This window comes from Mycobacterium sp. SMC-19 (genome assembly GCF_045310815.1).
GTDB lineage: Bacteria > Actinomycetota > Actinomycetes > Mycobacteriales > Mycobacteriaceae > Mycobacterium.
Map to the genome: position 1 here is coordinate 346,692 of NZ_JBJIAM010000004.1, position 23,226 is coordinate 369,917.

The window sequence follows — 23,226 nt, forward strand, 5'->3', positions numbered from 1 at the left end:
ACCGAGCTGTTAGGCCGACACCGGTGCGTCTGCCGCCACATCGGTCAACGGCGGCACCCGGGTGGCCCGCACGTAGACGGTGTCCCCCTCGGCCAGCGCGAGCGCTTCGGCGTCCCCGCGGGTGATCTGCGCGGTGAACGGCACCTGCGTGGCGGCGTTGGTGAGCTCGACCCGCACCTCGAAGCCCAGAGCCACCACCCGGTCGACGACGGCGCGCAGCACCCCGACCCCGTTGGTGCCGTCGACCGCTGCCGCGGACACCGCCATGTCGGGGGTGCGACCGACCCGGATGTCGTGCGGACGAACCAACGCTCCGTTGAGCGAGGACACCGCGCCCAAGAACGACATGACGAACGCGTTCGCCGGAGCGTCGTAAACCTCGGTCGGGGTGCCGAGCTGCTCGATACGCCCCTGATTCAGCACGGCGATGCGGTCCGCGACGTCCAGCGCCTCGGCCTGATCGTGTGTGACCAGCACCGTGGTGACGTGCACCTCGTCGTGCAGCCGGCGCAGCCAGGCCCGCAGGTCTTCGCGAACCTTGGCATCCAGTGCCCCGAACGGTTCGTCGAGCAGCAGCACCTGCGGGTCCACCGCCAGCGCCCGTGCCAGGGCCATCCGCTGGCGCTGGCCACCGGACAGCTGGTTGGGGTAGCGGGTCTGAAAACCGCTGAGCCCCACCACTTCCAGCAGGTTGTCGACCTTTTCTTTGATTTCAGACTTGGGCCGCTTGCGGATCTTGAGCCCGAACGCCACGTTGTCGCGCACCGTCATGTGCTTGAACGCCGCGTAGTGCTGGAAGACGAATCCGATCCCGCGCCGCTGCGGCGGCACACCGGTGACATCGACTCCATTGATGGTGACTGTTCCGCTGTCCGGGTGATCCAGGCCGGCGATGGCCCGCAACAGGGTCGACTTGCCCGAGCCGCTGGGGCCGAGCAGCGCCGTGAGCGAGCCGGACGGGACCGCGAAGTCGACGTTGTCCAATGCGACGAAGTCGCCGTAGCGCTTGTTCGCCCCGCGCACCGTGATTGCGTTGCTCATTTGTTTCCCTTTCCGGCCCGCACGTCGAGCACCACCTGGACGATCAAAACCAACACCGACACTGTCATCAGCAGCGTGGACAAGGCGTAGGCGCCGTATTCGGCGCCGCGGTTGTAACGGTCGGACACCAGCAATGTCAGGGTCTGCGACTTACCGGGCAGGTTCGACGACACGATCAGCACCGCACCGTACTCGCCGAGGGTGCGCGCCACCGTCAGCACGATCCCGTAGGTCAGCCCCCAGCGGATCGAGGGCAGCGTGATCCGCCAGAACGTCTGCCACCAGCTCGAACCCAGCGTGGCCGACGCTTCCTCCATATCGGTGCCCAGTTCATGCAGCACCGGTTCGACTTCTCGGATCACGAACGGCAGCGTGACGAAGATGCTGGCCAGCACGATGCCGGGAAGGCCGAAGATGATCTTGAGGCCCCAGTCGTTCTCAACGAAGCCCAGCAATCCCGCAGATCCCCACAGCACGACCAGCGCCACACCGACAATCACCGGCGAGACCGCGAACGGCAGGTCGATGACCGCCTGGAGCACGCCCTTGCCTCGGAACTTATTGCGCGCCAGTACTAATGCTGTCGGAATACCGAAGATGACGTTCAGCGGAACCACGATCGCCACCACCAGCACCGACAGTTGCAGCGCCGAGATGGCCGCCGGCGTGGAGATGTAGTCGTAGAACTGTCCCAAGCCGGGTTCGAAGCTGCGCCACAGAATCAGCGACACCGGGACGATCAGCAGCAGCCCGATGTAGGCCACCGCCAGGAAGCGGAACAGATAGCGGATCTTGCGTGACGACGTCATGTCAGGACCTCTCCTGCCGCTTGCTCACTCGCGACCCCAGCACCCGCAACGCGAGCAGCACCAGGAAAGAAATCGCGAGCAGCACCAACGAGATCGCCGCCGCGCCGGTGCGATCGTCGTTCTCGATCAGCGTGCGGATCCACTGCGAGGACACCTCGGTCTTGCCGGGCACCGCGCCACCGATCAACACCACCGAACCGAACTCACCGATCGCTCGGGAGAACGCCAGCCCCGCCCCCGTCAACAGCGCCGGGGTCAGGGCCGGCAGCACCACCACGCGGAAGATGGTCAGCCCGGAGGCGCCCAACGACGCGGCAGCTTCCTCGACCTCCCGGTCGATCTCCAGCAGCACGGGCTGCACGGACCGCACCACGAAGGGCAGCGTGACGAACGCCAGCGCCAGACCGACGCCCCAGGCGGTGTGCTGCAGATGCACGTGCACCGGGCTGGCGGGACCGTAGAGCGCCAGCATCACCAGGCTCGCGACGATGGTGGGCAGCGCGAACGGCAGGTCGATGATCACATCGATGAAGCGCTTGCCGATGAAGTCGTCGCGCACCAGGACCCACGCGATCAACAGGCCGAAAACCAGGTTGAGCACGGTGACGCCGGCCGCGATCGTCAGCGTCACCCGAAACGACTGCAGTGCGGCGTGCGAGCTGACCGCCAACTGGAACGCACGCCATCCGCCGCCGCCGGCCTGCCAGGCGATCGCGGCCAGCGGCGCCAGCACAATCAGCGACAGCCACACCGTGGCAGCACCGACGCGCAGCGACACCCCTTCGCGGCGGAATCTCGAATGAGTGCCGCCCTCGCCGGGCCGAGTCGCCTCGGCGACCACTGTCGCGCTCATCCGGTGACCCGGGTATAGATCTTGGTGATGGCGCCGTTCGACTTGTCGAAGAGGGAGCTGTCGACGACGTCCCACCCGCCGAGGTCGGCGATCGTCCACAGCTTGTCGGGATCCGGGAACGCGTGGCGGAATTCGTCGGCGATGCTCGGGTCGGCCGGGCGGAAGCCGGCTTCGGCCCAGAGGCGTTGCGCCGCCGCCGTGTACTGGAAGTTCTTGAACGCGGTGACGGTGTCAAGGTGCCGACTGGAGGTCACCACCGCCAACGGGTTTTCGATCTTGAAGGTCTGCGACGGGTTGACGTGCTCCACCGGCTTTCCCTTGCGCTCGACTGCGATCGCCTCGTTCTCATAGCTGATCAGCACGTCGCCACTGCCCTGCAGGAACACGTCGGTGGCCTCGCGACCGGAGCCCGGGCGCAGCTTGAAATGGTCACTGACGAGCTTCTCGATGAAGTCCAGGCCGGCCTGCGGATTCTTGCCACCCTCGCTCTTGACGGCGTACGGGGCCAGCAGATTCCACTTGGCCGAGCCAGAGCTCAGCGGGCTGGGGCTGATCACCTCGACCCCGGGCCGCAACAGGTCGTCCCAGCCGGTGATGTGCTTGGGATTGCCCTGCCGGACCACCAAGGTCACCACCGAACCGAACGGGATTCCCCTGGTGACATCGGCGTTCCAGTCCTCTGCGACCTTGCCCGCCTTGACCAGGCGGGTGACGTCGGGTTCTACCGAAAAGTTCACGATGTCGGCGGGTTTGCCGCTGGCGACCCCGCGGGACTGGTCGCCCGATGCGCCATAGGAAGTGACGATCTGGACATCGGCGCCCTCCTCGGTGTTGTAGAAGGCCGGGATCACCTTGCTCCAACCGGGTTCGGGAACCGCGTAGGCCACCAGCGTCAGGGTGGTGTGCGCGTCGGAGCGCTCACCGCCTCCAACGACATCGCTGGGTCCGCCGCCGCATCCTGCGAGCGTGGTGACTGCCATGGCGGCGGCCAGTGCCAGCGCGATGTTGCGCGCGATGGTGTTGGGCATTGATGACCTTTCCGGGCGAATCCGTATAGACGTCGGCAAGAATGCTTGTCCGTCGGATCGCGAAAGGCGTTCGATTTCTAAAGATCGTGCGTCAACAAGGACGACACCGGTACGCCGACGGGTGCGGTATCAGCGACAACAGTGCAGGTCGGCCACAGCGGAAGTGATCACGGCGAGCTTCGGGAACGCCAAAAACTGGCGCCGCCGGTCACCGGTCGCTGCGAACATGCGGGGAAGCATAACAGAGCGCGGTGCGGGCAGCGCCCGGCCCGGTTCAGCGCGTCCGAAGGGCTCAGCGCGTCAGCAGCCAACTGACGATCACCAGCACAATCAGGCCGACCAGCACCAACGTGACCTGCGAACGCGGCATCAGCGGGCCCCACCGTCGCGACCGTGCCGCACACGCTCCTGCACCCGGATTCCCTCCCCTAAAGCCGCGTCCAGTACTGAGGCCAGACCGTAGGCCAGCAACAACACCACGGGCATCACCACCGCGGTCTGCACCACGAAGCCGAGGCCGGACAGCCACAGCTCAACACCGTCCCACCAGCTCAGGAAGCCCACCACCCTGCCTACTGTAGCGGCGATCGCAAGCGCGGCGGAGCCGGGCGAAGCGGGTCGCCGCCATCGTCCCAGCGCGACGATCGCAAACGCGGCGCAGCACGGCGAAGCCGGTCACCGCTGTTATCTTGGCGGGCCGCAGTCGAAGCCACGATCGGCCGATCCGGGTAGACGCGCGGCATGAGGCCAGAGATGATGGCGGAATGGATCTGCACACCCCGCCGGGCGATGCACCCGCCAAGACCGCCCCGGAGATCATCGCCCCCGTCGGTGGCTACACCGCCGCTCCGACGCCTCCTCTGTCAGCGACCGCCCCGGTGCCCTATGCGGCGACACCGAGTCAGGTCCGCAACCCGTTTCCGCCGATCGCCGACTACGCATTCCTGTCGGACTGCGAGAACACCTGCCTGATCTCGGCGGCAGGATCGGTGGAGTGGATGTGCCTGCCGCGCCCCGATTCCCCCAGCGTCTTCGGCGCCATCCTGGACCGCAGCGCCGGACACTTTCGGCTCGGGCCGTACGGGGTCTCGGTGCCCGCGGCACGGCGCTACCTGCCCGGCAGTCCGATCATGGAAACCACCTGGCAGACCCACACCGGCTGGCTGATCGTGCGGGACGCGCTGGTGATGGGTAAATGGCACGACATCGAAGCTCGGTCCCAGACCCACCGGCGCACACCCACCGACTGGGACGCCGAACACATCCTGCTGCGCACGGTGCGTTGCGTCAGTGGCACCGTCGAGCTGACCATGAGCTGCGAGCCGGCCTTCGACTATCACCGCACCAGCGCCACCTGGGAATACTCGGCCAACGCCTATGGCGAGGCGATCGCGCGGGCCCGGCAGAACCCGGACGCCCACCCGACGCTGCGATTGACCACGAACCTGCGGTTGGGGCTGGAGGGCCGCGAGGCCCGGGCCCGCACCCGACTGACCGAGGGCGATGACGTCTTCGTGGCCTTGAGCTGGTCGAAACACCCTGCGCCGCAAAGCTATGCCGAAGCCGCCGACAAGATGTGGAACACCACCGAGTGCTGGCGGCAATGGATCAACATCGGAAACTTCCCCGACCATCCGTGGCGCTCCTATCTGCAGCGCAGCGCGCTGACGCTGAAGGGCCTGACCTATTCACCGACCGGAGCCCTATTGGCCGCGCCCACCACGTCGCTGCCGGAAACACCTCAGGGCGAACGGAATTGGGACTACCGATACAGCTGGGTACGTGACTCGGCGTTCACCCTGTGGGGCCTGTACACGCTGGGGCTGGACCGCGAGGCCGACGACTTCTTCTCGTTCATCGCCGACGTGTCCGGCGTCAACAACGGGCAGCAACACCCGTTGCAGGTGATGTACGGCGTCGGCGGGGAGCACGAACTGGTCGAGCAGGAGCTGGACCACCTGTCCGGCTACGACAACGCCCGTCCGGTACGGATCGGCAATGGTGCCTACAACCAGCAGCAGCACGACATCTGGGGCACCATGCTCGATTCGGTCTACCTGCACGCCAAATCCCGCGAGCAAATCCCGGAAACCCTGTGGCCGGTACTGAAACGCCAGGTGGAAGAGGCGATCAAACACTGGCGCGAACCCGACCGGGGCATCTGGGAAGTGCGCGGCGAACCGCAGCACTTCACCTCATCGAAGGTGATGTGCTGGGTGGCGCTCGACCGCGGATCGAAGCTGGCCGAGCTACAGGGCGCGGTCTCCTACGCCAAGCAGTGGCGCGCGATCGCCGAGGAGATCAAGGCGGACGTGCTGGCCAACGGGGTCGATTCCCGCGGCGTGCTGACCCAGACCTACGGCAACCCGGCGCTGGACGCATCGTTGCTGCTGGTGGTGCTCACCCGATTCCTGCCGGCCGACGACCCGCGGGTCCGCGCCACCGTCATGGCGATCGCCGAAGAGCTCACCGAGGACGGCCTGGTGCTGCGCTATCGCACCGAGGAGACCGACGACGGGCTGTCCGGCGCCGAGGGCACCTTCACCATCTGCTCGTTCTGGCTGGTCTCGGCATTGGTGGAGATCGGCGAGGTCAGCCGGGCCAAGCATCTGTGTGAGCGGCTGCTGTCGTTCGCCAGCCCGCTGCACCTCTACGCCGAGGAGATCGAGCCCCGCACCGGCCGGCACCTGGGCAACTTCCCGCAGGCGTTCACGCACCTGGCGCTGATCAACGCGGTCGTCCACGTGATCCGCGCCGAGGAGGAGGCCGACTCCACCGGGGGCTTCCAGCCCGCGAACGCGCCGATGTAGCGCTCGGCCCGGGCGGTCAGCCGCTGAGGTTGCGGACCTTGTCCAGCATCGCACGAGCCAGGTCGGCGGCTGTGGTGTCGCCGGCCGGCGGAGCACCGGAGTGGTCCTCCTCATCGACGAACCAGAACACGTCGACATCGACGACACAGTTCACCCGCGCCGCGAGCGCCCGCGAGACCCGCAGTCCCGCTTCGCCGTCCACCGTGGTGCGCACAGTGGCCACCAGCACCGCATCCTGGTTGGAGACCTCGGTGATCTCGCCGCTGGCCTCGCTGTCACCCCCACTGTCGCGGGTCACCACCACGCCGTCGCAGCTGCCCCACTGCTGGGCGAACTTCTCGAAGAGCGCGCCGGCGTCTGCGGCATTGTCCAGTGCGATCACCGCCTCACCCACCCCGGTCAGCGGCGAGTCGCCATCGCTCGAGCTGTCCCAGAACTCATGGGCGACGTCGCGTACCTGGGCGGAGCTGTACACGCTGCGCTGACCGCCCACCGCTGCGCCGACGCAGTCTTCCGGCGCCGCGGACTCCCACGCGTCGGGCAGTTCATCGAGACCGCCGAACCGCGGCGGCAGGGAGGGGTCACTGCGGAAGGGCTGGCCGGTCAGCTTCGACAGCTCGGAATCGTCGAGCAACACCTGCCGGACCGCCATCCCACTCACCGGGGTGGGCGCCAATCCCGCTGCGGGCCGGACGGTCCCGGCGACCACCGTGGTGCACCCGCTGGACAGCAGCACGACCGCCACCGCGCCCGCCGCGATTGTGCCTGCCCGGACGGCCACTACTTCTTGGCCTTGTCTCCGGCGCCGCCCCCGCTGTCGGTGGACAGTGCCGCGACGAATGCCTCCTGCGGCACGTCGACCCGGCCAATGGTCTTCATCCGCTTCTTGCCCTCTTTCTGCTTCTCCAGCAGCTTGCGCTTACGGGTGATGTCACCGCCGTAGCACTTGGACAGCACGTCCTTGCGGATAGCCCGGATGTTTTCTCGGGCAATGATTCTCGAGCCAATCGCGGCCTGTACCGGCACTTCGAACTGCTGGCGCGGTATCAGCTCCTTGAGCTTGGTGGTCATCTTGTTGCCGTAGGCCGAAGCCGAGTCCTTGTGGACGATCGCGCTGAACGCGTCCACCGCCTCGCCCTGCAGCAGGATGTCGACCTTGACCAATTCGGCCTCCTGCTCGCCGGCCTCCTCGTAGTCCAGACTGGCATAGCCCCGGGTACGCGACTTCAGCGAATCGAAGAAGTCGAAGATGATCTCGCCCAACGGCAACGTGTAGCGCAGTTCGACCCGCTCCTCGGAGAGGTAGTCCATGCCGCCGAGCTCCCCACGCCGAGACTGGCAGAGCTCCATGATGGTGCCCACGAACTCACTCGGCGCGATCACGGTGGTCTTGACGACCGGCTCGTAGACGGTGCGGATCTTGCCTTCCGGCCAGTCCGACGGGTTGGTCACCACGATCTCGTCGGACTCGCCGCCCTTGCCCTCTTTGATCACCCGGTAGACGACGTTGGGTGCCGTGGAGATCAGGTCGAGGTTGAACTCGCGTTCCAGCCGCTCTCGGGTGATCTCCATGTGCAGCAAGCCCAGGAATCCGCACCGGAAGCCGAAGCCCAGCGCCACCGACGTTTCCGGCTCGTAGGTCAGGGCAGCGTCGTTGAGCTGCAGCTTGTCCAGTGCCTCGCGCAGGTTCGGATAGTCCGACCCGTCAACCGGGTACAGCCCGGAATAAACCATCGGCTTGGGCTCGCGGTATCCGGTCAGCGCCTCCGTGGCGCCATTGCGTGCGGAGGTGACGGTGTCACCCACCTTGGATTGGCGCACGTCCTTCACGCCGGTGATCAGGTAACCCACCTCGCCGACGCCAAGCCCCTTGGTGGCCTTGGGTTCCGGGGAGACGATGCCGACTTCCAGCAGCTCGTGGGTGGCGCCGGTGGACATCATGGCGATCTTCTCGCGGGGAGTGATCTTGCCGTCGACGACGCGGACGTAGGTGACCACTCCGCGGTAGATGTCGTAGACCGAGTCGAAGATCATCGCCCGTGCGGGCGCGTCGGCGTCGCCGGTGGGTGCCGGAACCTGCTTGACCACTTCGTCGAGCAGTTCGGCCACGCCTTCGCCTGTCTTGCCCGACACCTTCAGCACGTCTTCGGGCTCGCACCCGATGATGTGGGCCAGTTCGGCGGCGTAGCGCTCGGGGTCGGCAGCGGGCAGGTCGATCTTGTTGAGCACCGGAATGATGGTCAGATCACGGTCCAGCGCCAGGTACAGGTTGGCCAGGGTCTGCGCCTCGATGCCCTGTGCGGCGTCGACCAGCAGGATGGCGCCCTCGCAGGCCTCCAGCGCACGCGACACCTCGTAGGTGAAGTCGACGTGTCCGGGCGTGTCGATCAGGTGCAGCACGTAGTCGCCGGCCGCAGCACCGTTACGCGGTTCCTTGACCGTCCAGGGCAGCCGAACGTTCTGCGCCTTGATGGTGATGCCGCGTTCACGCTCGATATCCATCCGGTCCAGGTACTGGGCCCGCATCGATCGGTCGTCGACGACGCCGGTGAGCTGCAGCATTCGGTCGGCCAAGGTGGATTTGCCGTGGTCGATGTGGGCGATGATGCAGAAGTTCCGTATCTGCGCCGGCGCGGTGAAGGTCTGGTCGGCGAAACTACTGATGGGAATCTCCTGGTGAACGGGGGGCGGTGGTGCCTACTGCCTAGTCAGGGTAGCGAGACGGTGGCTTCAAAACGAAACCCCCGGAGACCCATCTCCGGGGGTTTGCGCTTCCGATCGCCAATTACAGGTCAATTGCGAAGTAACCGCCGATGTCGGCCATGCCCGCCTGGAAGAAGAGCGCGGCATCTTCCCAGGCACTTTCGCCGGCCAAACCGGCGGCGATCGCGGCGTCGGTCCCGAACAGGTAGTCGGCGGCGTTTTCGAAGTCGATCTGGTCGCCGCCGTTGAGGATCGCGAACAACAGCACGTTGTTGCCGTCGATGAACTGCGTCAACGCGCCGTTGAGCAGGCTGTAGGCGCCCGGGTCGGAGGAGATCTCGTTCTCCCAGTTCACGCCGTAGAGCAGCGTGCCGAAGGCGGCGTTCACGTCGTCTTTGTCGATGGTCAGGAACGGGTTGGCCTCGGAGGCGTCGATAACCTTGTCCCCGACGCCGGCCATGGTGGCCTGCGACTCGAAGAGGAAGTTCATCGACTGGATCTCGCCCGCCAGCACAGCGCTGAAGTCGAAGCCGGTCGAGTCGGTGTCGGCAGCCGCCAGCGGCGCCAACGCAAGTGCCGTACCAGCGACGAAGCTGCCGAGCACGCCGATTTTCCGCATGTCCATTCCCCCCAAATGCCCTTCACTATTGCTGCCCGGCGGCCGGTTTCCCCAACCCCCGCCGGAAGCTCCCCCCAGCACCGTTGCTGTAAGCCGGATAAAATCTAACAAGGACCTGTGATCAATACAAGTTAATGTTCACTTTCGTCTTGGTTTCTTCGAGCTCTTCCCCCAAATTCTCCCAGGCGTCCCGGTGTTTGCGCAGGTCAACATGTGCTCAGGATCACTTCGCCGCCCGCCCATGCACAGCATCCGATGCCCTGGACACCCCCAAGTGAACGCCCGAACCGACGGCATCCACGGCAAGACGAAACCCCCGGAGAGGATCCCTCCGGGGGTTTCGCTTCGGGCTGCGATCAGGAGTCGAAGATGCCGAAGTAGCCCATCAAGTCACCCCAAGCGAAGCTGAGGTAGTTAGCGGCCTCTGCCCAGCCGGTGTCGGCGTTGCTGGCGATGTCCATCGCGCTGTCGCCGCCGAACAGGTCGCCGCTGCTCCAGTCGAGCACATCGCCGTTGTTCATCAGCGCGTACAACAGCGAGTTGATGCTGTCGTCGAGCGGGACCATCGCGCCATTGAAGACGCTGTACGCGCCGGGATCGGAAGCCAGTCCCGCCATGGTCGGGTTCAGTCCGTAGACCAGGTGGTCGAACAGGGTCGAGCCATCGTCCTGAACCGTCGATACGTCCGCCGGCTTGATGATGTCAAAGCCCTGCGGGCCCGTGGTGACGTCCGTCGATGGCACACCCGCCAGCAACGTGTCGGTGCCGAAGAGGAAGTTCATCGACCCGATCTCGCTGCTTACGATGGGCGCCAAGGGATCGGTGTCGGCAGATGCCAACGGCGCCAATACGAACGCAGCGCCGGCAGCGAAGCCACCAATGACGACGAATTTGCGCATGCTCATGTTCAATGCCTTTCGCGAATGTCCTTCTTTTGGCGGTAGTCCGCCCAGGAGCCCCCCAGCACCGCCTCTGAAATCCGCAGGGGCTCTGTCAGTTTCACTAGTCTTGGTTCGATTGGAACCTTGCGAGATAGGTGCCCAAATCCATATACCTCCTGACAGCCCGTCGGTGCGCAGACGAGCCCGGGCGAACACACACCGGACTCAACCAAGACATCAGTTTCCGGCGAACGCCATGTCGTAGATGTCGTTCCGGACGGTGGCTTGCCCCATTTCAAGCACCCCCGGAGGAAAAGCTAAAACCCCCAGACTGCAGTTTTTCGGCGACTTCCACTCACCGCTAGAAATCTTCCGCCTAGCTGACGCCGGCGCCCGCCCCGTTGAAATGAAGCCCCCTGTTAATGAATATTCCCGTACCGTAAGCCGATGCATCTCTACGGACAACACAAGTGGCACTTCAGTTTTCGTACAGATTCCTGTGCACTTTGTTTACGTTCACGTCAAGGAATCGGTGTCGTCGCGGCGCCGCCACGGAAGCGCGGAGAGCAGTGCCCGAAACGGGTTTCGCCTATGCTGCGAGCATGGCTTCCCCGCGGAAGACCCCATGGGAGTCGGTGCAGCGATTCGCGGAAAACCTGGTGTTCAACGAGGCGCCACGGTTCATCCGCCAACTCGAGCAGGCACCGCAGGTACAGCAGCGCATCCAGCGCGGTATCGAGCAGGGCATCAAAATCGGTCTGGAGATGCTCAGCGGCGCGACATCGGAGCCGGCTACCGAAATCGCCTCCGGCCGCCCGGTGACCGACAGCAGTGTTCCCACCGCGCACCGCGCACGCCGGCTGGTCTACTCCCCCGATCTCAACGGTCGCGCCGACCCGGGCGAGATCGTCTGGACCTGGGTGGCCTATGAGGACGAGCCGGACCGCGGTAAGGACCGACCGGTGCTGGTCGTCGGCCGCGACCGCAACGTGCTGCTGGGCCTGATGCTGTCCAGCAGGCAACGGCATGCCGAGGACGCGAACTGGGTCGGCATCGGTGCGGGCAGCTGGGATGACGCTCACCGGGTCAGCTGGGTGCGCCTCGACCGGGTGCTCGACGTGCCCGAGGAATCGATCCGGCGCGAAGGCGCCATCCTGGAGCGTTCGGTGTTCGAGGTGGTGGCCGCCCGACTGCGCACCGAATACTCGTGGAGTTGAGTTAACCCTGGGCGATGTAGTCGCGCAGTTGCTCGTGTTCGGCCTGCAGCTCTTCCATCCGGGACTTGACGATGTCGCCGATGCTGACGATCCCTGCCAATCGGCCGTTTTCGAGCACCGGTATGTGACGCGCGCGGTGCTCGGTCATCAACATGCTGACGTCGTCGGCGGAGTCGGCCTTGGCGCAGGTCGCCACCAGTCGGGTCATGATGGCCGACACCGGCCGGGCCAGCAGACTGGCGCCGTGGACGTGCAACTGGCGGACCACGTCGCGCTCGGAGGCCACCCCCTCCAAACCCTCACGTCCGATCACCACCATGGCGCCGATATTGTGCTCGGCCAAGCCAGCCAGCAACTCCATGACCGTGGCATCCGGATGGATCGTCACCACCGCCGCACCCTTGTTCCGCAATACATCCGCGATCCGCATTGAAGCCTCCCGCCGCAGTGATCTGCTTCACACCAGGCTAGGCCATTTCGGCCGGACCGGGGTGGCGATAACGAAACTCCGTCGATCGCATAGCGCGCAGCCGAAATCTGTGGCATATGTGACGCATGACGATCGAGATCACTCTGCTGGGCACCGGAAGCCCGATCCCCGACCCGAACCGCGCCGGACCGTCGACCCTGGTCCGAGCCGGGGGCCAGCAACTACTGGTCGACTGCGGACGGGGGGTGCTGCAGCGCCTGGCAGCGGCGGGCGGCTCGGCCAACACCCTGTCGGCACTTCTGCTCACCCACCTGCACAGCGACCACATCGCCGATCTGGGGGATCTGCTGATCACCCGATGGGTCACCACTTTCACCCCCGACACCCCGCCGCTGCCGATCATCGGGCCACCGGGCACCGCGGAGGTGGTGGAGGCGACCCTGCGAGCTTTCGGTCACGACATCGGCTACCGCATTGCCCATCACGACGATCTGACCGCCCCGCCCCCTGTCGACGTGCAGGAACACACCTCGGGCCTGGTCTGGGATCGCGACCAGGTGCAGATCACCGTGGCACCCACCGACCATCGGCCGGTGACGCCGACCATCGGTTTCCGGATCGAGCACTCCGATGACAACGGGACCGCCTCGGTGGTGATGGCCGGCGACACCGTGCCCTGCGACAGCCTCGACGAGCTGGCGGCCGGAGCCGATGCGCTGGTGCACACCGTCATCCGCAGCGACCTGATCGAGTTGCTGCCCCAGCAGCGCATCCGCGACATCTGCGACTACCACTCCTCGGTGCCCCAGGCGGCTGCGACCGCCCGACGGGCCGGCGTGGGCACCCTGGTGCTGACCCACTATGTGCCCGCTATCGCGCCCGGACAGGAGGAGCAGTGGCGGGCGTTGGCTGCCGCGGAGTTCGACGGGCCGATCGAACTCGGCGACGACCTGCATCGAGTCGAGGTGACCGCCCGCAGCTGAGTCGAGTTGGGGAGTTGCCGAACCAGCTGGTACCCTGAACAGCTGTTGCTCCCGCCTCGGGAGGCAAACCCAACTCAAGCTTTTGCGAAGGAATTACTCCGTGGCCAACATCAAGTCGCAGGTGAAGCGCAACCGGACCAACGAGCAAGCCCGGCTGCGCAACCAGTCGGTGAAGTCGGCGGTGCGCACCGCGATCCGCGCCTTCCGCGAGGCCGCCGCAGCCGGCGACAAGGACAAGGCCGGCGAGCTGCTGGTCTCGACCAGCCGCAAGCTGGACAAGGCCGCTACCAAGGGCGTCATCCACAAGAACCAGGCTGCCAACAAGAAGTCGGCCCTGGCGAAGGCGCTCAACCAGCTCTGACCTAGCGGATTGTCCGCAAGCGGCGGCCCCTGATTCCACATTGGAACAGGGGCCTTCGTGTTGTCTGGGTCAGCGGTCGGCCAGCTCGGCGACCCCACGGACCGCGGCCTCCAGCGCGTAGTCGGCGTCGGCAGCGGCGCCTTTGACGTCGGCGTTGAGGGCGGCCACTAGCCGCACCGCGGCCGCCATCGTCCCCGGCGACCAGAACCGGGCCTGCTTCTGCGCCTTCTGCACCCGCCAGGGCGGCATACCCAATTCACCGGCCAGCCGGTAGGGATCACCGGACTTGGACCGCACCCGGGCGATGGTGTGAATCGCCTCTGCCAGGGCATCGGCCAGCACCACATGCGGTTCGCCACGAATCATCGCCCAGCGGAGCGCCTCGGTGGCACCGGCGACGTCGCCGACGACCGCCCGATCGGCGACGTCGAATCCTTTCACCTCGGCTTTGCCGCTGTGGTAGCGGCGCACTGCGATGGCGTCAACATGCCCGCCGGTATCGGCGACCAGCTGCGAACACGCCGAGGCCAGTTCGCGGATATCGGAGCCCACCGCGTCGAGCAACGCCGTCACAGTGTCGTCGTCGACGCGGACTTTGAGCCCGCGGAACTCAGCGCGAACAAAGTCGGTCCGCTCGGAGGCCTTGGTGATCCGGGCGCAGGCGTGCACCTCGGCGCCGAGTTCCCGCAGCTTGCCCGCCAGCGCCTTGGCCCGCCCCGCACCGGAGTGCACCACCACCAGCACGGTGCCCAGCGGAATGTCGGCGGCCGTCGCTTCGATCAGCGTCACGGCGTCCTTACCGGCTTCGGCGGCTGCCTCGAGCACCACCACCCGTTCGTCGGCGAACAGCGACGGGCTCAACAGCTCCGCGAGTTCACCCGCCGCCACCTCACCGGCTCGCAACCGGTCCACCGGGATGTCGGTGCTGCCGGCCTGGGCCCGCACCCCGGCCAACACCTGGGCAACGGCCCGCTCGACCAACAGTTCCTCATCCCCGAGGATCAGATGCAGCGGCGAAACCGATTGGCTCACCCGCCAATCGTGTCACGCTGCGCCGACACCCGCCCAGGCGGTCAACACCTGCGTGGCCGACCACGTCAACAGGCACAGTGCCAACACGGCCAACGCCCGCCGGCACCACCGCCATCGCCAGCACACCACCATCAGGACGGCAGCGGCGCCGACCCCGGCGACCCCGGCCACTCCCCCCGGCACCGGCACGGTGGCGGCGGGCATTGCGCCGGCCCAGTGCGCGATACGGCACACCCACCACAACTCCGGTCCGGTGAAACGGATCAATAGATAGGCGCCTGCCGGCCACCACCCGCACAACACCGCCGCGGCGCTGCCCAACACGGTGATCGGCGCGACCAGCGCCGCCACCGCCAGGTTGGCCGCGGTACTGACCAGACTGAGCCGCCCGGAGATGCCGGCGATCAACGGCGCGGTGACCAGGTTGGCGGCCCACGCCACACAGACCGCGGCGGCCAGCGATCGAGGCCAGCCGCGCGCCACCAGCCGGGCCGTCCACACCGGCGCGACGAGCACCAACGCCGCGGTGGCCACCACCGACAGGGCGAACCCGACATCGACCGCCAGGTGTGGGGCCAACGCCAGCAGCACCAGCACACTGGCGGCCAGGCTCGGCACGGCCTGGCGACTGCGCGCCGAAAGCACGCCCAACAGCGCGATGGCCCCCATCACCGCCGCCCGCAGCACACTGGCCGTGGGCTGCACGACGATCACGAACGCCACCAATGCCCCCGCGGCCAGCACGGCCGCCGTCCGTGGACCGACCAGCCTCGCCGAGAACAACACCGCGCCGCAGACGATCGTCACGTTGGCACCGGAGACGGCCATCAGGTGGGTCAGGCCGGCGGCCCGAAAGTCCCGACCGGTGGGGACGGTTATCGCCGACGTGTCACCGAGCACCAACGCGGGCAACATCCGAGCCTGTTCGTCGGGCAGCACTCGCGCGGCGGCGGCCGCGAACCGGGCCCGGACCCGATGCGCTACTCGCGCGACCGGCCCGGGCTGGCCGCGCACCGCAGCGCCGGTGGCCGTGAGCACCGCCACCGACAGGTCCCGCCGGGCCGGGCGGGCGATCTTGGCGCGGAACGCCGTCGGCTGACCGACCATCACCTCGCCGAAGTCGACGCCGGAGGCGAATACCAGCACCCGGCCGGACGCGGCCACGTTATCGACGCGCTGCAGGGTGGCCCGGAACATCACCCGCCGTGCGCCGGCCGGCAGCGGACTCTCGCTCGGGGTGACCGTCACCGCCGCTGCCGTGCCGAACACCGCGGTGATCGGGTGGTGCTCGACGGAGGCGGTACGCAGCGCGACAGCCCATCCGAAGCCCGCGCCCGCCATCGATGCCGCGGCAACCGCCGCACCCACGAGCCGCCAGCCGGGCCGCCGGAGCCGCCCGGCATAGCCGCACAGCACGCCGGCCGTCACGCCCAGCAGGGCACACAGCACGGCCAGCACGCCCCCGATCTGCCACTGGATGCCCGCCGCCGTGACCAGCCAGCCCACCACCGCCGCAGGCACCAGCCGAACGTCGAGCCGAGCCGCTGGTGTCGGTACGGCCGCGGGCGGTGTCACGCTCAGACACGAACCAGGGCACGCAGCTTCTCCAGGCGCGCCGGGCCGATCCCGTCGACGTCGCCGAGCTGATCGACGCGGGTGAACTTGCCATGGGCGTCGCGCCAGGCCACGATGGCGGCCGCCGTCACCGGACCCACCCCGGGCAGGGCGTCGAGCTGCTCGACCGTCGCGGTGTTGAGGTTGACCGACTCGCCGGATTTGGGCTCAGGACCGGTCGGCGCGGTGCTGGTGCGGGGAGCTTCCGGAACCTGCGAGGCGGCCCCGACCGAACTGCCCAGTACCGGCAGCCCGGCCGGCGGCGCCAGACCGACCACGATCTGTTCGCCGTCCACCAAAATCCTGGCCAGGTTCAGGCCGACCGTATCGGCACCGTCGAGCGCACCGCCGGCGGCGGTCAGCGCATCTGCGATGCGGGAGCCAGGCGACAACGTCGCCAAACCCGGCTTGTGCACCAGGCCGACCACACTGACCACAACCTGCTCGGCGGGCGGCGCCGCGCCACTGGCGGCCGATTCGTCGGTGCGCGGGCTGGCAGTCGAAACCATCTCCACCGGTGGCAGTTTGGCGCTGAGCACCGGCGCAGGCTGATCACGCAGCACGGTGAACACAGTGATGAGCACCGCGACCGCGGCGATCACCGCCAAGGCAATAGCACCGGCTCGGCCCGGGTCGGCCCGTACTTTGGCAAGCCAGCCCGCGTCGGCGGCGCCGTCAGGCAACCACCGCGGCAGCAACGAATTCGGGTCAGCCTCGTCGTCGGCTTCGCAGGTGTGCTCACCATGGTCGGATTCCGGCAGCAGGCCGAGTCGACGCTGCAGCCGCTCGCCGGGCAGTTCTGATGCCATGCGCCCGACGGTAGGTGCCGGCACCGTCAGACCGGTTCGCTCACCGCACGATCCCAGCCGATCTGTGGATCAACCCGGGACTGTGCGCAACCTGCCGCGACGCCGCTACGGGTTCAGCCACTCCCCGACGTCTTGCGAGATGCCCGACGACGGCGCGTAGCGCACCTTTGACGCCGTGACCCCGGTGGGCAGCGCGAAGACCACGCAACCGGTGTTCGACGAGCCGGCCGGGATCAGAAACCAGCCGTAGGCGAAGTCCTTGCATTCGGTCACGGTGGCGAAGTCGGCCCGGTAGCTCTGATCATCGGAACCCACCACAGTCACGTCGCTGTTGCTGTTGCCGACGATGGTCGTAGTTCCGGCGTTCTCGATCCGCACCTTGGTGGCCAGGTAGGTCTTGCCGGCCGCGCCCCAGCCGTTCGGGACCGTCGCCGGGGCGATGACCTCTGTCAACGTCACGGCGATCTTCTGCCCGCCGATGCGCATCAGGTCCAGCGTCTGGCCGATGTGCGCGGCCGGTCGCGGGGCCGGCGTTTGCCGGGCCCCAGGCGACGAGTCCGGCGTGGCCTGCTCCGCTGGTTCCGCCGAACACGACACGAGAGACAAGACCAGAACACCGAGCGCGACGACCCACCGTCTCATGAGGTCCAGCCTACAAAAGCGCACGGTAAGCCCTCCCCCGAACGGCCGCGGAAGTGGCGATTAGGGTGCATACCAACCGTGAGTTCACCCAACCAACCGGGAGGTCGACGTGAGACTGGCACTGAGCGCGGAGGAGGCCGCATTCCGCGACGAGATGCGGACCTTCTTCACCACCGAGATCCCCGCTGACATTCGCGAACGCAGCCGGTTGGGCCATTCGGACTTTCCCGACGACATCGTCACCACCCAGCGGATCCTCAACGCCAATGGCCTGGCGGTACCCAACTGGCCGGTCGAGTGGGGCGGCAAGGACTGGACGCTGACCCAGCACCAGATCTGGCACGACGAGATGCAGCTCGCCTCGGTGCCCGAACCGCTGACCTTCAACGCCAAGATGGTCGGCCCGGTGATCGCGGAATTCGGCTCCCAGGCGATCAAGGAGCGCTTCCTGCCCGCCACCGCCAACCTGGACATCTGGTGGTGCCAAGGTTTTTCCGAGCCTGAAGCCGGCTCCGACCTGGCAAGCCTGCGCACCACGGCGGTGCGTGACGGCGACAGCTACATCGTCAACGGGCAGAAGACCTGGACCACGCTCGGCCAGTACGCGGACTGGATCTTCTGCCTGGTGCGCACCGACCCGCAGGCACCCAAGAAGCAGGCTGGTATCTCTTTCCTGCTGTTCCGGGTCGACACACCGGGTGTCACCATGCGGCCGATCAAGCTGATCGATGGTGGCTACGAGGTCAACGAGGTGTTCTTCTCCGACGTACGGGTGCCCGCCGATCAGTTGGTCGGTGAGGAGAACCACGGTTGGACCTATGCGAAGTTCCTGCTGGGCAACGAGCGGACCGGCATCGCCGGGGTGACCCGCACCAAGGTGCGTGTCGCCGAACTCAAGCAGCGCGCCAAGGCGTTGGGGGCCCTCGACGATCCGCTGTTCGCGGCGCGGGTCGCCGAACTCGAAAACGATCTGCTGGCACTGGAGCTCACCCAGATGCGAGTGTCGAGCGACTCCGCCGACGGCAAGCCGAACCCGGCGTCATCGGTGCTCAAGCTGCAGGGCAGCCAGCTGCAGCAGGCCGCCACCGAGCTGTTCGTTGAGCTAGCCGGTCCCGATGCCCTGCCCTTCGAGGCAGGCGACGGCATCGCAACGCCCACCTGGGCGCAGGACGCGGCGCCGACGTATCTGAACTACCGCAAGACCTCGATCTACGGCGGCAGCAACGAGGTACAGCGCACCATCATCGCGTCGACCATTCTCGGCCTTTAGGAGGCATGACAGCTATGGACTTCCAACTCAGCGACGAGCAGGTTCTGCTGCGCGACACCACCCGTTCGATGTTGTCGGGCTATGACACCGAGACCCGCAACAAGGTCATCGAGACCGACCCCGGTTTCAACCCCGAGGTGTGGAAACAACTGGCGGACATCGGGATTCTCGGTCTGGGTTTCGACCCGCAGGAATCCGGCCCGCTGGAGATCATGGTGGTGCTCACCGAGGTCGGCCGGCGGGTGGCGCCGGAGCCCGTCATACACGGAGCACTCGGGCCGGGCGCCCTGATCGCCGAGCGCGGCACCACCGAGCAGCGCGCGCTGCTCGACTCTGTCGCCGAGGGCGAGCAGATCCTGGCGTTCGCCCACACCGAGCCGGGCATGCGGGGAACCGCAGGCAAGGTGGCCACCACGGCTGTGCCGCAAGGCGATTCGTGGCGGCTGAGCGGACGTAAGAACCCGGTGCTGACCGGCGATCGCGCCGACACGCTGGTGGTCAGCGCCGCGTTGCCGGACGGCGGGACCGGGCTGTTCCTGGTCGACGCAAGCGCTGACGGTGTGACGCGGGCGCCCTACCGGACCTTCGACGGCCAGCGCGGCGCCCAGATCGACTTCGCCGACACGCCGGCTACCGCACTGGGTGAGGCAACCGACGCCTCGGCCGCCATCGAGCGCGCCGTCATCCGCGCTTCTTCGGCCCTGTGCGCCGAGGCCGTCGGCGCGATGGAAGAGGCTTTGCGGCTGACCACCGACTACCTCAAGACACGCAAGCAGTTCGGGGTCACGCTCAACACCTTCCAGACCCTGACCCAGCGTGCCGCCGACATGTACGTGTCGCTGGAGTTGGCCCGCAGCATGAGCATGTACGCGGCGATGTCGCTCGCCGACGACAACTACGACCCGGTGATCGCGGCGCGCGCCAAGCTGCAGGTCGGCCGCTCCGGGCGCCACATCGCGCAGGAAGCCATCCAGTTGCACGGCGGGATCGGGGTGACTTGGGAGTATCCGGTCGGCCACCTGGCCGCCCGGCTCACCGCCATCGACCACACCCTGGGTTCGTCGCAGGATCAGCTGCACGTGCTGATCGACAACCTGGGCGACTACGACCTGGCCAAACTGTAGCCCCTAGAAGTGGTAGCCGATCTGGGCGCCGGCGTCGCTGACGAACGCCGCGTCCAGTCGGCGAACCAGGGCGTCATCGCCACAGCGCAGTCTGCCCGCTGCGGCAAGCGCCGACGCCCGGTGCGCACCCAGATACAGGCTGCCCAGGACGTCGAGGTCCAGCTCCACATCGGCTTCGGCCTCGGTCGGGACGCAGTCGGCCACTCCCTCACGGATGGTCAAGGCGAATCGTCCACCGTCGCCGCGGAATCCGTCGCGCACCGCCACCACGACGGATAGCTCGGGCACCGCCAAGGAGTAGCGGCGAGCCTTGAGCACCGCGGGGATGTCCATCATCCGCAGCCACAGCGCGTCCGAGCTCCCGGTGGTGGTGGCCAGCCGGGTATCGGTCAGCAGATACGGCATCGGGTCGTCTGGGTCGGTCTCGATGACGATCTTGCCCATCAAGTCCAGCCCGAGCAGCGCCCGCCACAATGCGGCGTGCGCGGCCGGGGTGACGGCGCGGAACTCGCCGACCCGCACCGACTTTGGATGCTCACCGTGCACCCGGTAGAGCACATAACCGTCAGGATGCAGCAGCCCAAACCATTCGGTGCCGCCGTCACGAGTGTTCTCCCGGTCGGCGAGCAGGTCATCCCAGAGCGGCCGGGGGCGCGCCAAACCGCCCGGGACACGCTGGCGCCACCGCTCGTAGACCGCGGCGAATTCGTCACGGCACCCACCCGCTTTGACCAGCCGCACCCCACCGGGGTCGGGTGCGTCGGCGTGCAACTGGGCGAACCGCCGGTCGATGGTCAGCTCGTGGTCCACCGTCGCCGGGCCGTAGCCGAACCGCCCGTAGATGCCGCCCTCGCTGGCGGTCAACGCCGCGATCGGATAGCCCGAATCGGCAATGCGCCGGTGCAATTCGGTGTACATCATCCGGAGCACACCCCGGCGCCGATGGGTCGGGGCCACCACGACGAAGCTGACCCCGGCCGTCGGCAACACTGCCCCGCCGGGCACCGTCAGCTCCAGATCCAGGTAGCCCGACATGCCGACCACCTCATCGCCGTCGCAGACCACGATGGAGCTGTCGGGGGTCGTCAGGGTCCGCCAGGCGACCATCGACTCGGCGTCCCAGTCCTCTCCGAAGCCCACGGCGGCCAGCACGGACATCGCCGACCAATCGTCATCGGTAGCGGTACGCAGGGTCAGGGTTTGGGATACGGTGCCGGTCACGTCGTCCGAGGCTGCCACAAACGCTCTTGGACCGCACCCCAATAATGTTGGGTACACCCGTCACCGAGGAGCATGATGCCCACTTTCGACCGCCCGCTTCGCGTCATCCAATGGACCACCGGAAACATCGGTCAGCGCTCGCTGCACGCCATCATCGGCCGTCCCGACATGGAGCTCGTCGGGGTCTACGCCCACGGCAAGGACAAGGTCGGGTTGGACGCCGCCGAGTTGGCCGGTTGGGCGGAACCGACCGGGATCACCGCAACCAATGACATCGACGCGCTGATCGCGCTGAAGCCAGATGCGTGCTGTTACAACCCGCTGTGGCCCAGCATCGATGAGTTGGTCGCACTGCTCGAGGCCGGGGTGAACGTGTGCTCAACCGCGGCCTGGATCACCGGGGGCAAGCAGAGCGTGCAAGACCGCAAGCGCATCGAGGACGCCTGCCGGGCCGGGAACTCCACCATGTTCGGTAGCGGCGCGCACCCCGGGCTGACCAACATGGTCGGCATGGTGCTGTCCGGGGCCTGCGAGCGCGTCGACGAGATCCGGATCACCGAGTCAGTGGACTGCTCGACGTACGAGTCGGCGGCCACCATGGCGGCGATGGGATTCGCCCAGGACCCCGACACCCCCGGGCTGGCTGAAAGCGTCCGCCTCGAGAGCGAGGTTTTCGCCGAGTCCGCGGCGATGATGGCCGACGCGATCGGCGCACAATTGGACCGCATCACCTTCGACGTGCAGTTCACCGCCGCGACCGGGGACAGCGACCTGGGCTTCATGAAGATCCCGGCCGGCACGGTGGGCAGTGTCTTCGGCTATCACCGCGGCTGGGTGGGGACGCGCAACGTGGTCAGCGTTGGTTTCAACTGGATCATGGGCAACCAGGTCACCCCACCTAAGCCGGTGGCACACGGCCACGTCATCCAGGTGTTCGGACTGCCCAACATGCGCACCGTCATCAACTGCCTGCCGCCCAAGGACTGGAACGAGCCGAACTTCAACGGTCTGGGCTCGATCTACACGGCGATGCCGGTGACCAACGCGGTGCCATCGGTGGTCGCGGCCGAACCGGGCATCGTCACGCTGGCCGATCTGCCGCCGATCACGGGCCGGACCGGCGGTTAGCGAGGCTCGACGCAGGAGAGGCGAAGCTGGACCGCCGAATCAAACCTGCCGGTTGGCGGTGACGGCTCCCGACGCCGCATCGACGGTGACGTCGCGTTCGGTCAGCTGGTCGTCCCACACGTCGGCTTCCCAGACGACGGTGCCGTTCATGTCGAGCAGGCTCAGCTCGGTGATCGAACTGTTGGGCACTGCCCGCAGTACACGTTCCACGGCACTGCGGTAGTCCAGATGGGTGCCGTCGACATTGGCGCGCCGCTTGGCCTTGTCGGCGTCACTGTCCTCGGTCACGGTGGGGCCGACCAGGACAGACACCCCGTCGGAATCGATTTTGACCTGATGTTCGGTGCCGTCGGCCGTGACCACGCCGGCCTTCCAGGTACCGGCGTCGCTGGTCTGGCTCTCGATGAAGATCAGCACACTGTCGGGTACCTGCGAGGTCGCGAGGGCACCGGCGCGAAGCAGTGTCTGTGGGTCTGGCGGCGCGTCGGGGCGAGTCCAAGACGCCTCGGGGGCCGCCGAATCCTGCGACGACGTGCCGGACGTGCCCTTACCGCTGCATCCGGCCAGCGCCAGCGTTGCCACGATGACCACCGCACCGAAGCGGATGACATTTCCCAGAGCGCGCATCAGCGGCCATGCTACTGAAGTCGG

The 23,226-nt window shown here is 67.0% G+C and carries 22 protein-coding genes and 1 pseudogene; 7 read left to right on the top strand and 16 right to left on the bottom strand.

Annotated elements, in window-relative coordinates; translation table 11 throughout:
- Nucleotides 1-9: 9 nt before the first annotated feature.
- From ACJH5R_RS11635 to ACJH5R_RS11655, 5 genes are all read right to left on the bottom strand, one after another.
- Nucleotides 10-1,041 (bottom strand): sulfate/molybdate ABC transporter ATP-binding protein, encoded by a 1,032-nt coding sequence (locus tag ACJH5R_RS11635; RefSeq protein WP_406758553.1) that lies wholly within the window; start codon nucleotides 1,039-1,041, stop codon nucleotides 10-12.
- The gene (cysW, locus tag ACJH5R_RS11640; RefSeq protein WP_406758552.1) at nucleotides 1,038-1,850 is read right to left on the bottom strand and encodes a sulfate ABC transporter permease subunit CysW; all 813 of its coding nucleotides are present in this window, start codon (nucleotides 1,848-1,850) and stop codon (nucleotides 1,038-1,040) included. The genes ACJH5R_RS11635 and cysW overlap by 4 nt, the downstream gene beginning before the upstream one ends.
- Nucleotide 1,851: 1 nt before the next feature.
- Nucleotides 1,852-2,703 carry a sulfate ABC transporter permease subunit CysT gene (gene cysT / locus ACJH5R_RS11645; RefSeq protein WP_406758551.1) on the bottom strand — a complete coding sequence of 284 codons (852 nt, stop codon included), beginning with the start codon at nucleotides 2,701-2,703 and terminating at the stop codon, nucleotides 1,852-1,854.
- A complete protein-coding gene (locus ACJH5R_RS11650) occupies nucleotides 2,700-3,683 on the bottom strand; it encodes an extracellular solute-binding protein (RefSeq protein ID WP_406758638.1) in 984 nt (327 codons plus the stop codon). The genes cysT and ACJH5R_RS11650 overlap by 4 nt, the downstream gene beginning before the upstream one ends.
- A gap of 417 nt (nucleotides 3,684-4,100) precedes the next feature.
- On the bottom strand, nucleotides 4,101-4,298 hold the full coding sequence (locus ACJH5R_RS11655; protein WP_047320021.1) for a hypothetical protein: 198 nt from the start codon (nucleotides 4,296-4,298) through the stop codon (nucleotides 4,101-4,103).
- Nucleotides 4,299-4,636: 338 nt separating this feature from the next.
- Between ACJH5R_RS11655 and ACJH5R_RS11660 the strand changes: the two are divergent.
- Nucleotides 4,637-6,541: pseudogene (locus ACJH5R_RS11660) on the top strand (glycoside hydrolase family 15 protein); the annotation flags it as partial.
- 16 nt (nucleotides 6,542-6,557) lie between these two features.
- Here the strand turns inward: ACJH5R_RS11660 and ACJH5R_RS11665 are convergent.
- From ACJH5R_RS11665 to ACJH5R_RS11680, 4 genes are all read right to left on the bottom strand, one after another.
- Nucleotides 6,558-7,322: a sensor domain-containing protein gene (locus ACJH5R_RS11665; protein ID WP_406758550.1), complete on the bottom strand. Its 765-nt coding sequence runs from the start codon at nucleotides 7,320-7,322 to the stop codon at nucleotides 6,558-6,560.
- Nucleotides 7,322-9,211, bottom strand: a complete 1,890-nt coding sequence (gene lepA / locus ACJH5R_RS11670; protein ID WP_406758637.1) for a translation elongation factor 4 — start codon at nucleotides 9,209-9,211, stop codon at nucleotides 7,322-7,324. Before lepA ends, ACJH5R_RS11665 begins: the two co-directional genes overlap by 1 nt.
- A gap of 115 nt (nucleotides 9,212-9,326) precedes the next feature.
- A complete protein-coding gene (locus ACJH5R_RS11675; protein ID WP_406758549.1) occupies nucleotides 9,327-9,863 on the bottom strand; it encodes a hypothetical protein in 537 nt (178 codons plus the stop codon).
- A 356-nt stretch (nucleotides 9,864-10,219) separates the two neighbouring features.
- Nucleotides 10,220-10,768 (bottom strand): hypothetical protein, encoded by a 549-nt coding sequence (locus tag ACJH5R_RS11680; protein WP_406758548.1) that lies wholly within the window; start codon nucleotides 10,766-10,768, stop codon nucleotides 10,220-10,222.
- Nucleotides 10,769-11,346: 578 nt separating this feature from the next.
- On the opposite strand from ACJH5R_RS11680, the gene ACJH5R_RS11685 reads away from it, so the two are divergent.
- Nucleotides 11,347-11,961, top strand: coding sequence for a type II toxin-antitoxin system PemK/MazF family toxin (locus tag ACJH5R_RS11685; RefSeq protein WP_406758547.1), 615 nt, complete (start codon nucleotides 11,347-11,349; stop codon nucleotides 11,959-11,961).
- A gap of 1 nt (nucleotide 11,962) precedes the next feature.
- Here the strand turns inward: ACJH5R_RS11685 and ACJH5R_RS11690 are convergent, their stop codons facing one another.
- A complete protein-coding gene (locus tag ACJH5R_RS11690) occupies nucleotides 11,963-12,391 on the bottom strand; it encodes a CBS domain-containing protein (RefSeq protein ID WP_406758546.1) in 429 nt (142 codons plus the stop codon).
- A gap of 125 nt (nucleotides 12,392-12,516) precedes the next feature.
- Here ACJH5R_RS11690 and ACJH5R_RS11695 point away from each other — a divergent pair, with 125 nt between their 5' ends.
- Both ACJH5R_RS11695 and rpsT read left to right on the top strand, forming a co-directional pair.
- Nucleotides 12,517-13,374 (top strand): ribonuclease Z, encoded by an 858-nt coding sequence (locus tag ACJH5R_RS11695; protein WP_406758545.1) that lies wholly within the window; start codon nucleotides 12,517-12,519, stop codon nucleotides 13,372-13,374.
- Nucleotides 13,375-13,474: 100 nt separating this feature from the next.
- Nucleotides 13,475-13,735 carry a 30S ribosomal protein S20 gene (gene rpsT / locus ACJH5R_RS11700; RefSeq protein WP_046286530.1) on the top strand — a complete coding sequence of 87 codons (261 nt, stop codon included), beginning with the start codon at nucleotides 13,475-13,477 and terminating at the stop codon, nucleotides 13,733-13,735.
- Nucleotides 13,736-13,804: 69 nt separating this feature from the next.
- On the opposite strand, the gene holA is transcribed toward rpsT, so the two are convergent.
- The 4 genes from holA to ACJH5R_RS11720 all read right to left on the bottom strand — a co-directional run bounded on the left by holA (nucleotide 13,805) and on the right by ACJH5R_RS11720 (nucleotide 17,832).
- Nucleotides 13,805-14,767, bottom strand: a complete 963-nt coding sequence (holA, locus tag ACJH5R_RS11705; protein WP_406758543.1) for a DNA polymerase III subunit delta — start codon at nucleotides 14,765-14,767, stop codon at nucleotides 13,805-13,807.
- Between the two features lie 12 nt (nucleotides 14,768-14,779).
- Entirely contained in the window at nucleotides 14,780-16,342 is a 1,563-nt protein-coding gene (locus ACJH5R_RS11710) for a ComEC/Rec2 family competence protein (protein ID WP_406781978.1), read from the bottom strand.
- A gap of 2 nt (nucleotides 16,343-16,344) precedes the next feature.
- Nucleotides 16,345-17,190, bottom strand: coding sequence for a ComEA family DNA-binding protein (locus ACJH5R_RS11715; RefSeq protein WP_406781979.1), 846 nt, complete (start codon nucleotides 17,188-17,190; stop codon nucleotides 16,345-16,347).
- A gap of 105 nt (nucleotides 17,191-17,295) precedes the next feature.
- Nucleotides 17,296-17,832: a DUF4352 domain-containing protein gene (locus tag ACJH5R_RS11720; protein WP_406758540.1), complete on the bottom strand. Its 537-nt coding sequence runs from the start codon at nucleotides 17,830-17,832 to the stop codon at nucleotides 17,296-17,298.
- Between the two features lie 109 nt (nucleotides 17,833-17,941).
- Between ACJH5R_RS11720 and ACJH5R_RS11725 the strand changes: the two genes are divergently transcribed.
- Nucleotides 17,942-19,102, top strand: a complete 1,161-nt coding sequence (locus ACJH5R_RS11725) for an acyl-CoA dehydrogenase family protein (protein ID WP_406781980.1) — start codon at nucleotides 17,942-17,944, stop codon at nucleotides 19,100-19,102.
- Nucleotides 19,103-19,116: 14 nt separating this feature from the next.
- Nucleotides 19,117-20,226 carry an acyl-CoA dehydrogenase family protein gene (locus ACJH5R_RS11730; protein WP_406782027.1) on the top strand — a complete coding sequence of 370 codons (1,110 nt, stop codon included), beginning with the start codon at nucleotides 19,117-19,119 and terminating at the stop codon, nucleotides 20,224-20,226.
- Nucleotides 20,227-20,229: 3 nt separating this feature from the next.
- Here the strand turns inward: ACJH5R_RS11730 and ACJH5R_RS11735 are convergent, their stop codons facing one another.
- The gene (locus ACJH5R_RS11735) at nucleotides 20,230-21,447 is read right to left on the bottom strand and encodes an enhanced intracellular survival protein Eis (RefSeq protein ID WP_406781981.1); all 1,218 of its coding nucleotides are present in this window, start codon (nucleotides 21,445-21,447) and stop codon (nucleotides 20,230-20,232) included.
- Between the two features lie 75 nt (nucleotides 21,448-21,522).
- Between ACJH5R_RS11735 and ACJH5R_RS11740 the strand changes: the two genes are divergently transcribed.
- Complete coding sequence (locus ACJH5R_RS11740) at nucleotides 21,523-22,575, top strand: dihydrodipicolinate reductase (RefSeq protein WP_406781982.1); 1,053 nt, start codon at nucleotides 21,523-21,525, stop codon at nucleotides 22,573-22,575.
- A gap of 39 nt (nucleotides 22,576-22,614) precedes the next feature.
- Here the strand turns inward: ACJH5R_RS11740 and ACJH5R_RS11745 are convergent, their stop codons facing one another.
- Nucleotides 22,615-23,202, bottom strand: a complete 588-nt coding sequence (locus ACJH5R_RS11745) for a PepSY domain-containing protein (protein ID WP_406758536.1) — start codon at nucleotides 23,200-23,202, stop codon at nucleotides 22,615-22,617.
- Between the last annotated feature and the right edge of the window lie 24 nt (nucleotides 23,203-23,226).

Coding starts and splice junctions, on each gene's coding strand:
- ACJH5R_RS11720 (WP_406758540.1), bottom strand. CDS start 17,832: ATGAGACGGTGGGTCGTCGCGCTCGGTGTTCTGGTCTTGTCTCTCGTG.
- ACJH5R_RS11675 (WP_406758549.1), bottom strand. CDS start 9,863: ATGCGGAAAATCGGCGTGCTCGGCAGCTTCGTCGCTGGTACGGCACTT.
- ACJH5R_RS11650 (WP_406758638.1), bottom strand. CDS start 3,683: ATGGCAGTCACCACGCTCGCAGGATGCGGCGGCGGACCCAGCGATGTC.
- ACJH5R_RS11685 (WP_406758547.1), top strand. CDS start 11,347: ATGGCTTCCCCGCGGAAGACCCCATGGGAGTCGGTGCAGCGATTCGCG.
- ACJH5R_RS11730 (WP_406782027.1), top strand. CDS start 19,117: ATGGACTTCCAACTCAGCGACGAGCAGGTTCTGCTGCGCGACACCACC.
- ACJH5R_RS11635 (WP_406758553.1), bottom strand. CDS start 1,041: ATGAGCAACGCAATCACGGTGCGCGGGGCGAACAAGCGCTACGGCGAC.
- cysT (WP_406758551.1), bottom strand. CDS start 2,703: ATGAGCGCGACAGTGGTCGCCGAGGCGACTCGGCCCGGCGAGGGCGGC.
- ACJH5R_RS11680 (WP_406758548.1), bottom strand. CDS start 10,768: ATGAGCATGCGCAAATTCGTCGTCATTGGTGGCTTCGCTGCCGGCGCT.
- ACJH5R_RS11740 (WP_406781982.1), top strand. CDS start 21,523: ATGCCCACTTTCGACCGCCCGCTTCGCGTCATCCAATGGACCACCGGA.
- ACJH5R_RS11715 (WP_406781979.1), bottom strand. CDS start 17,190: ATGGCATCAGAACTGCCCGGCGAGCGGCTGCAGCGTCGACTCGGCCTG.
- ACJH5R_RS11690 (WP_406758546.1), bottom strand. CDS start 12,391: ATGCGGATCGCGGATGTATTGCGGAACAAGGGTGCGGCGGTGGTGACG.
- ACJH5R_RS11745 (WP_406758536.1), bottom strand. CDS start 23,202: ATGCGCGCTCTGGGAAATGTCATCCGCTTCGGTGCGGTGGTCATCGTG.
- ACJH5R_RS11695 (WP_406758545.1), top strand. CDS start 12,517: ATGACGATCGAGATCACTCTGCTGGGCACCGGAAGCCCGATCCCCGAC.
- cysW (WP_406758552.1), bottom strand. CDS start 1,850: ATGACGTCGTCACGCAAGATCCGCTATCTGTTCCGCTTCCTGGCGGTG.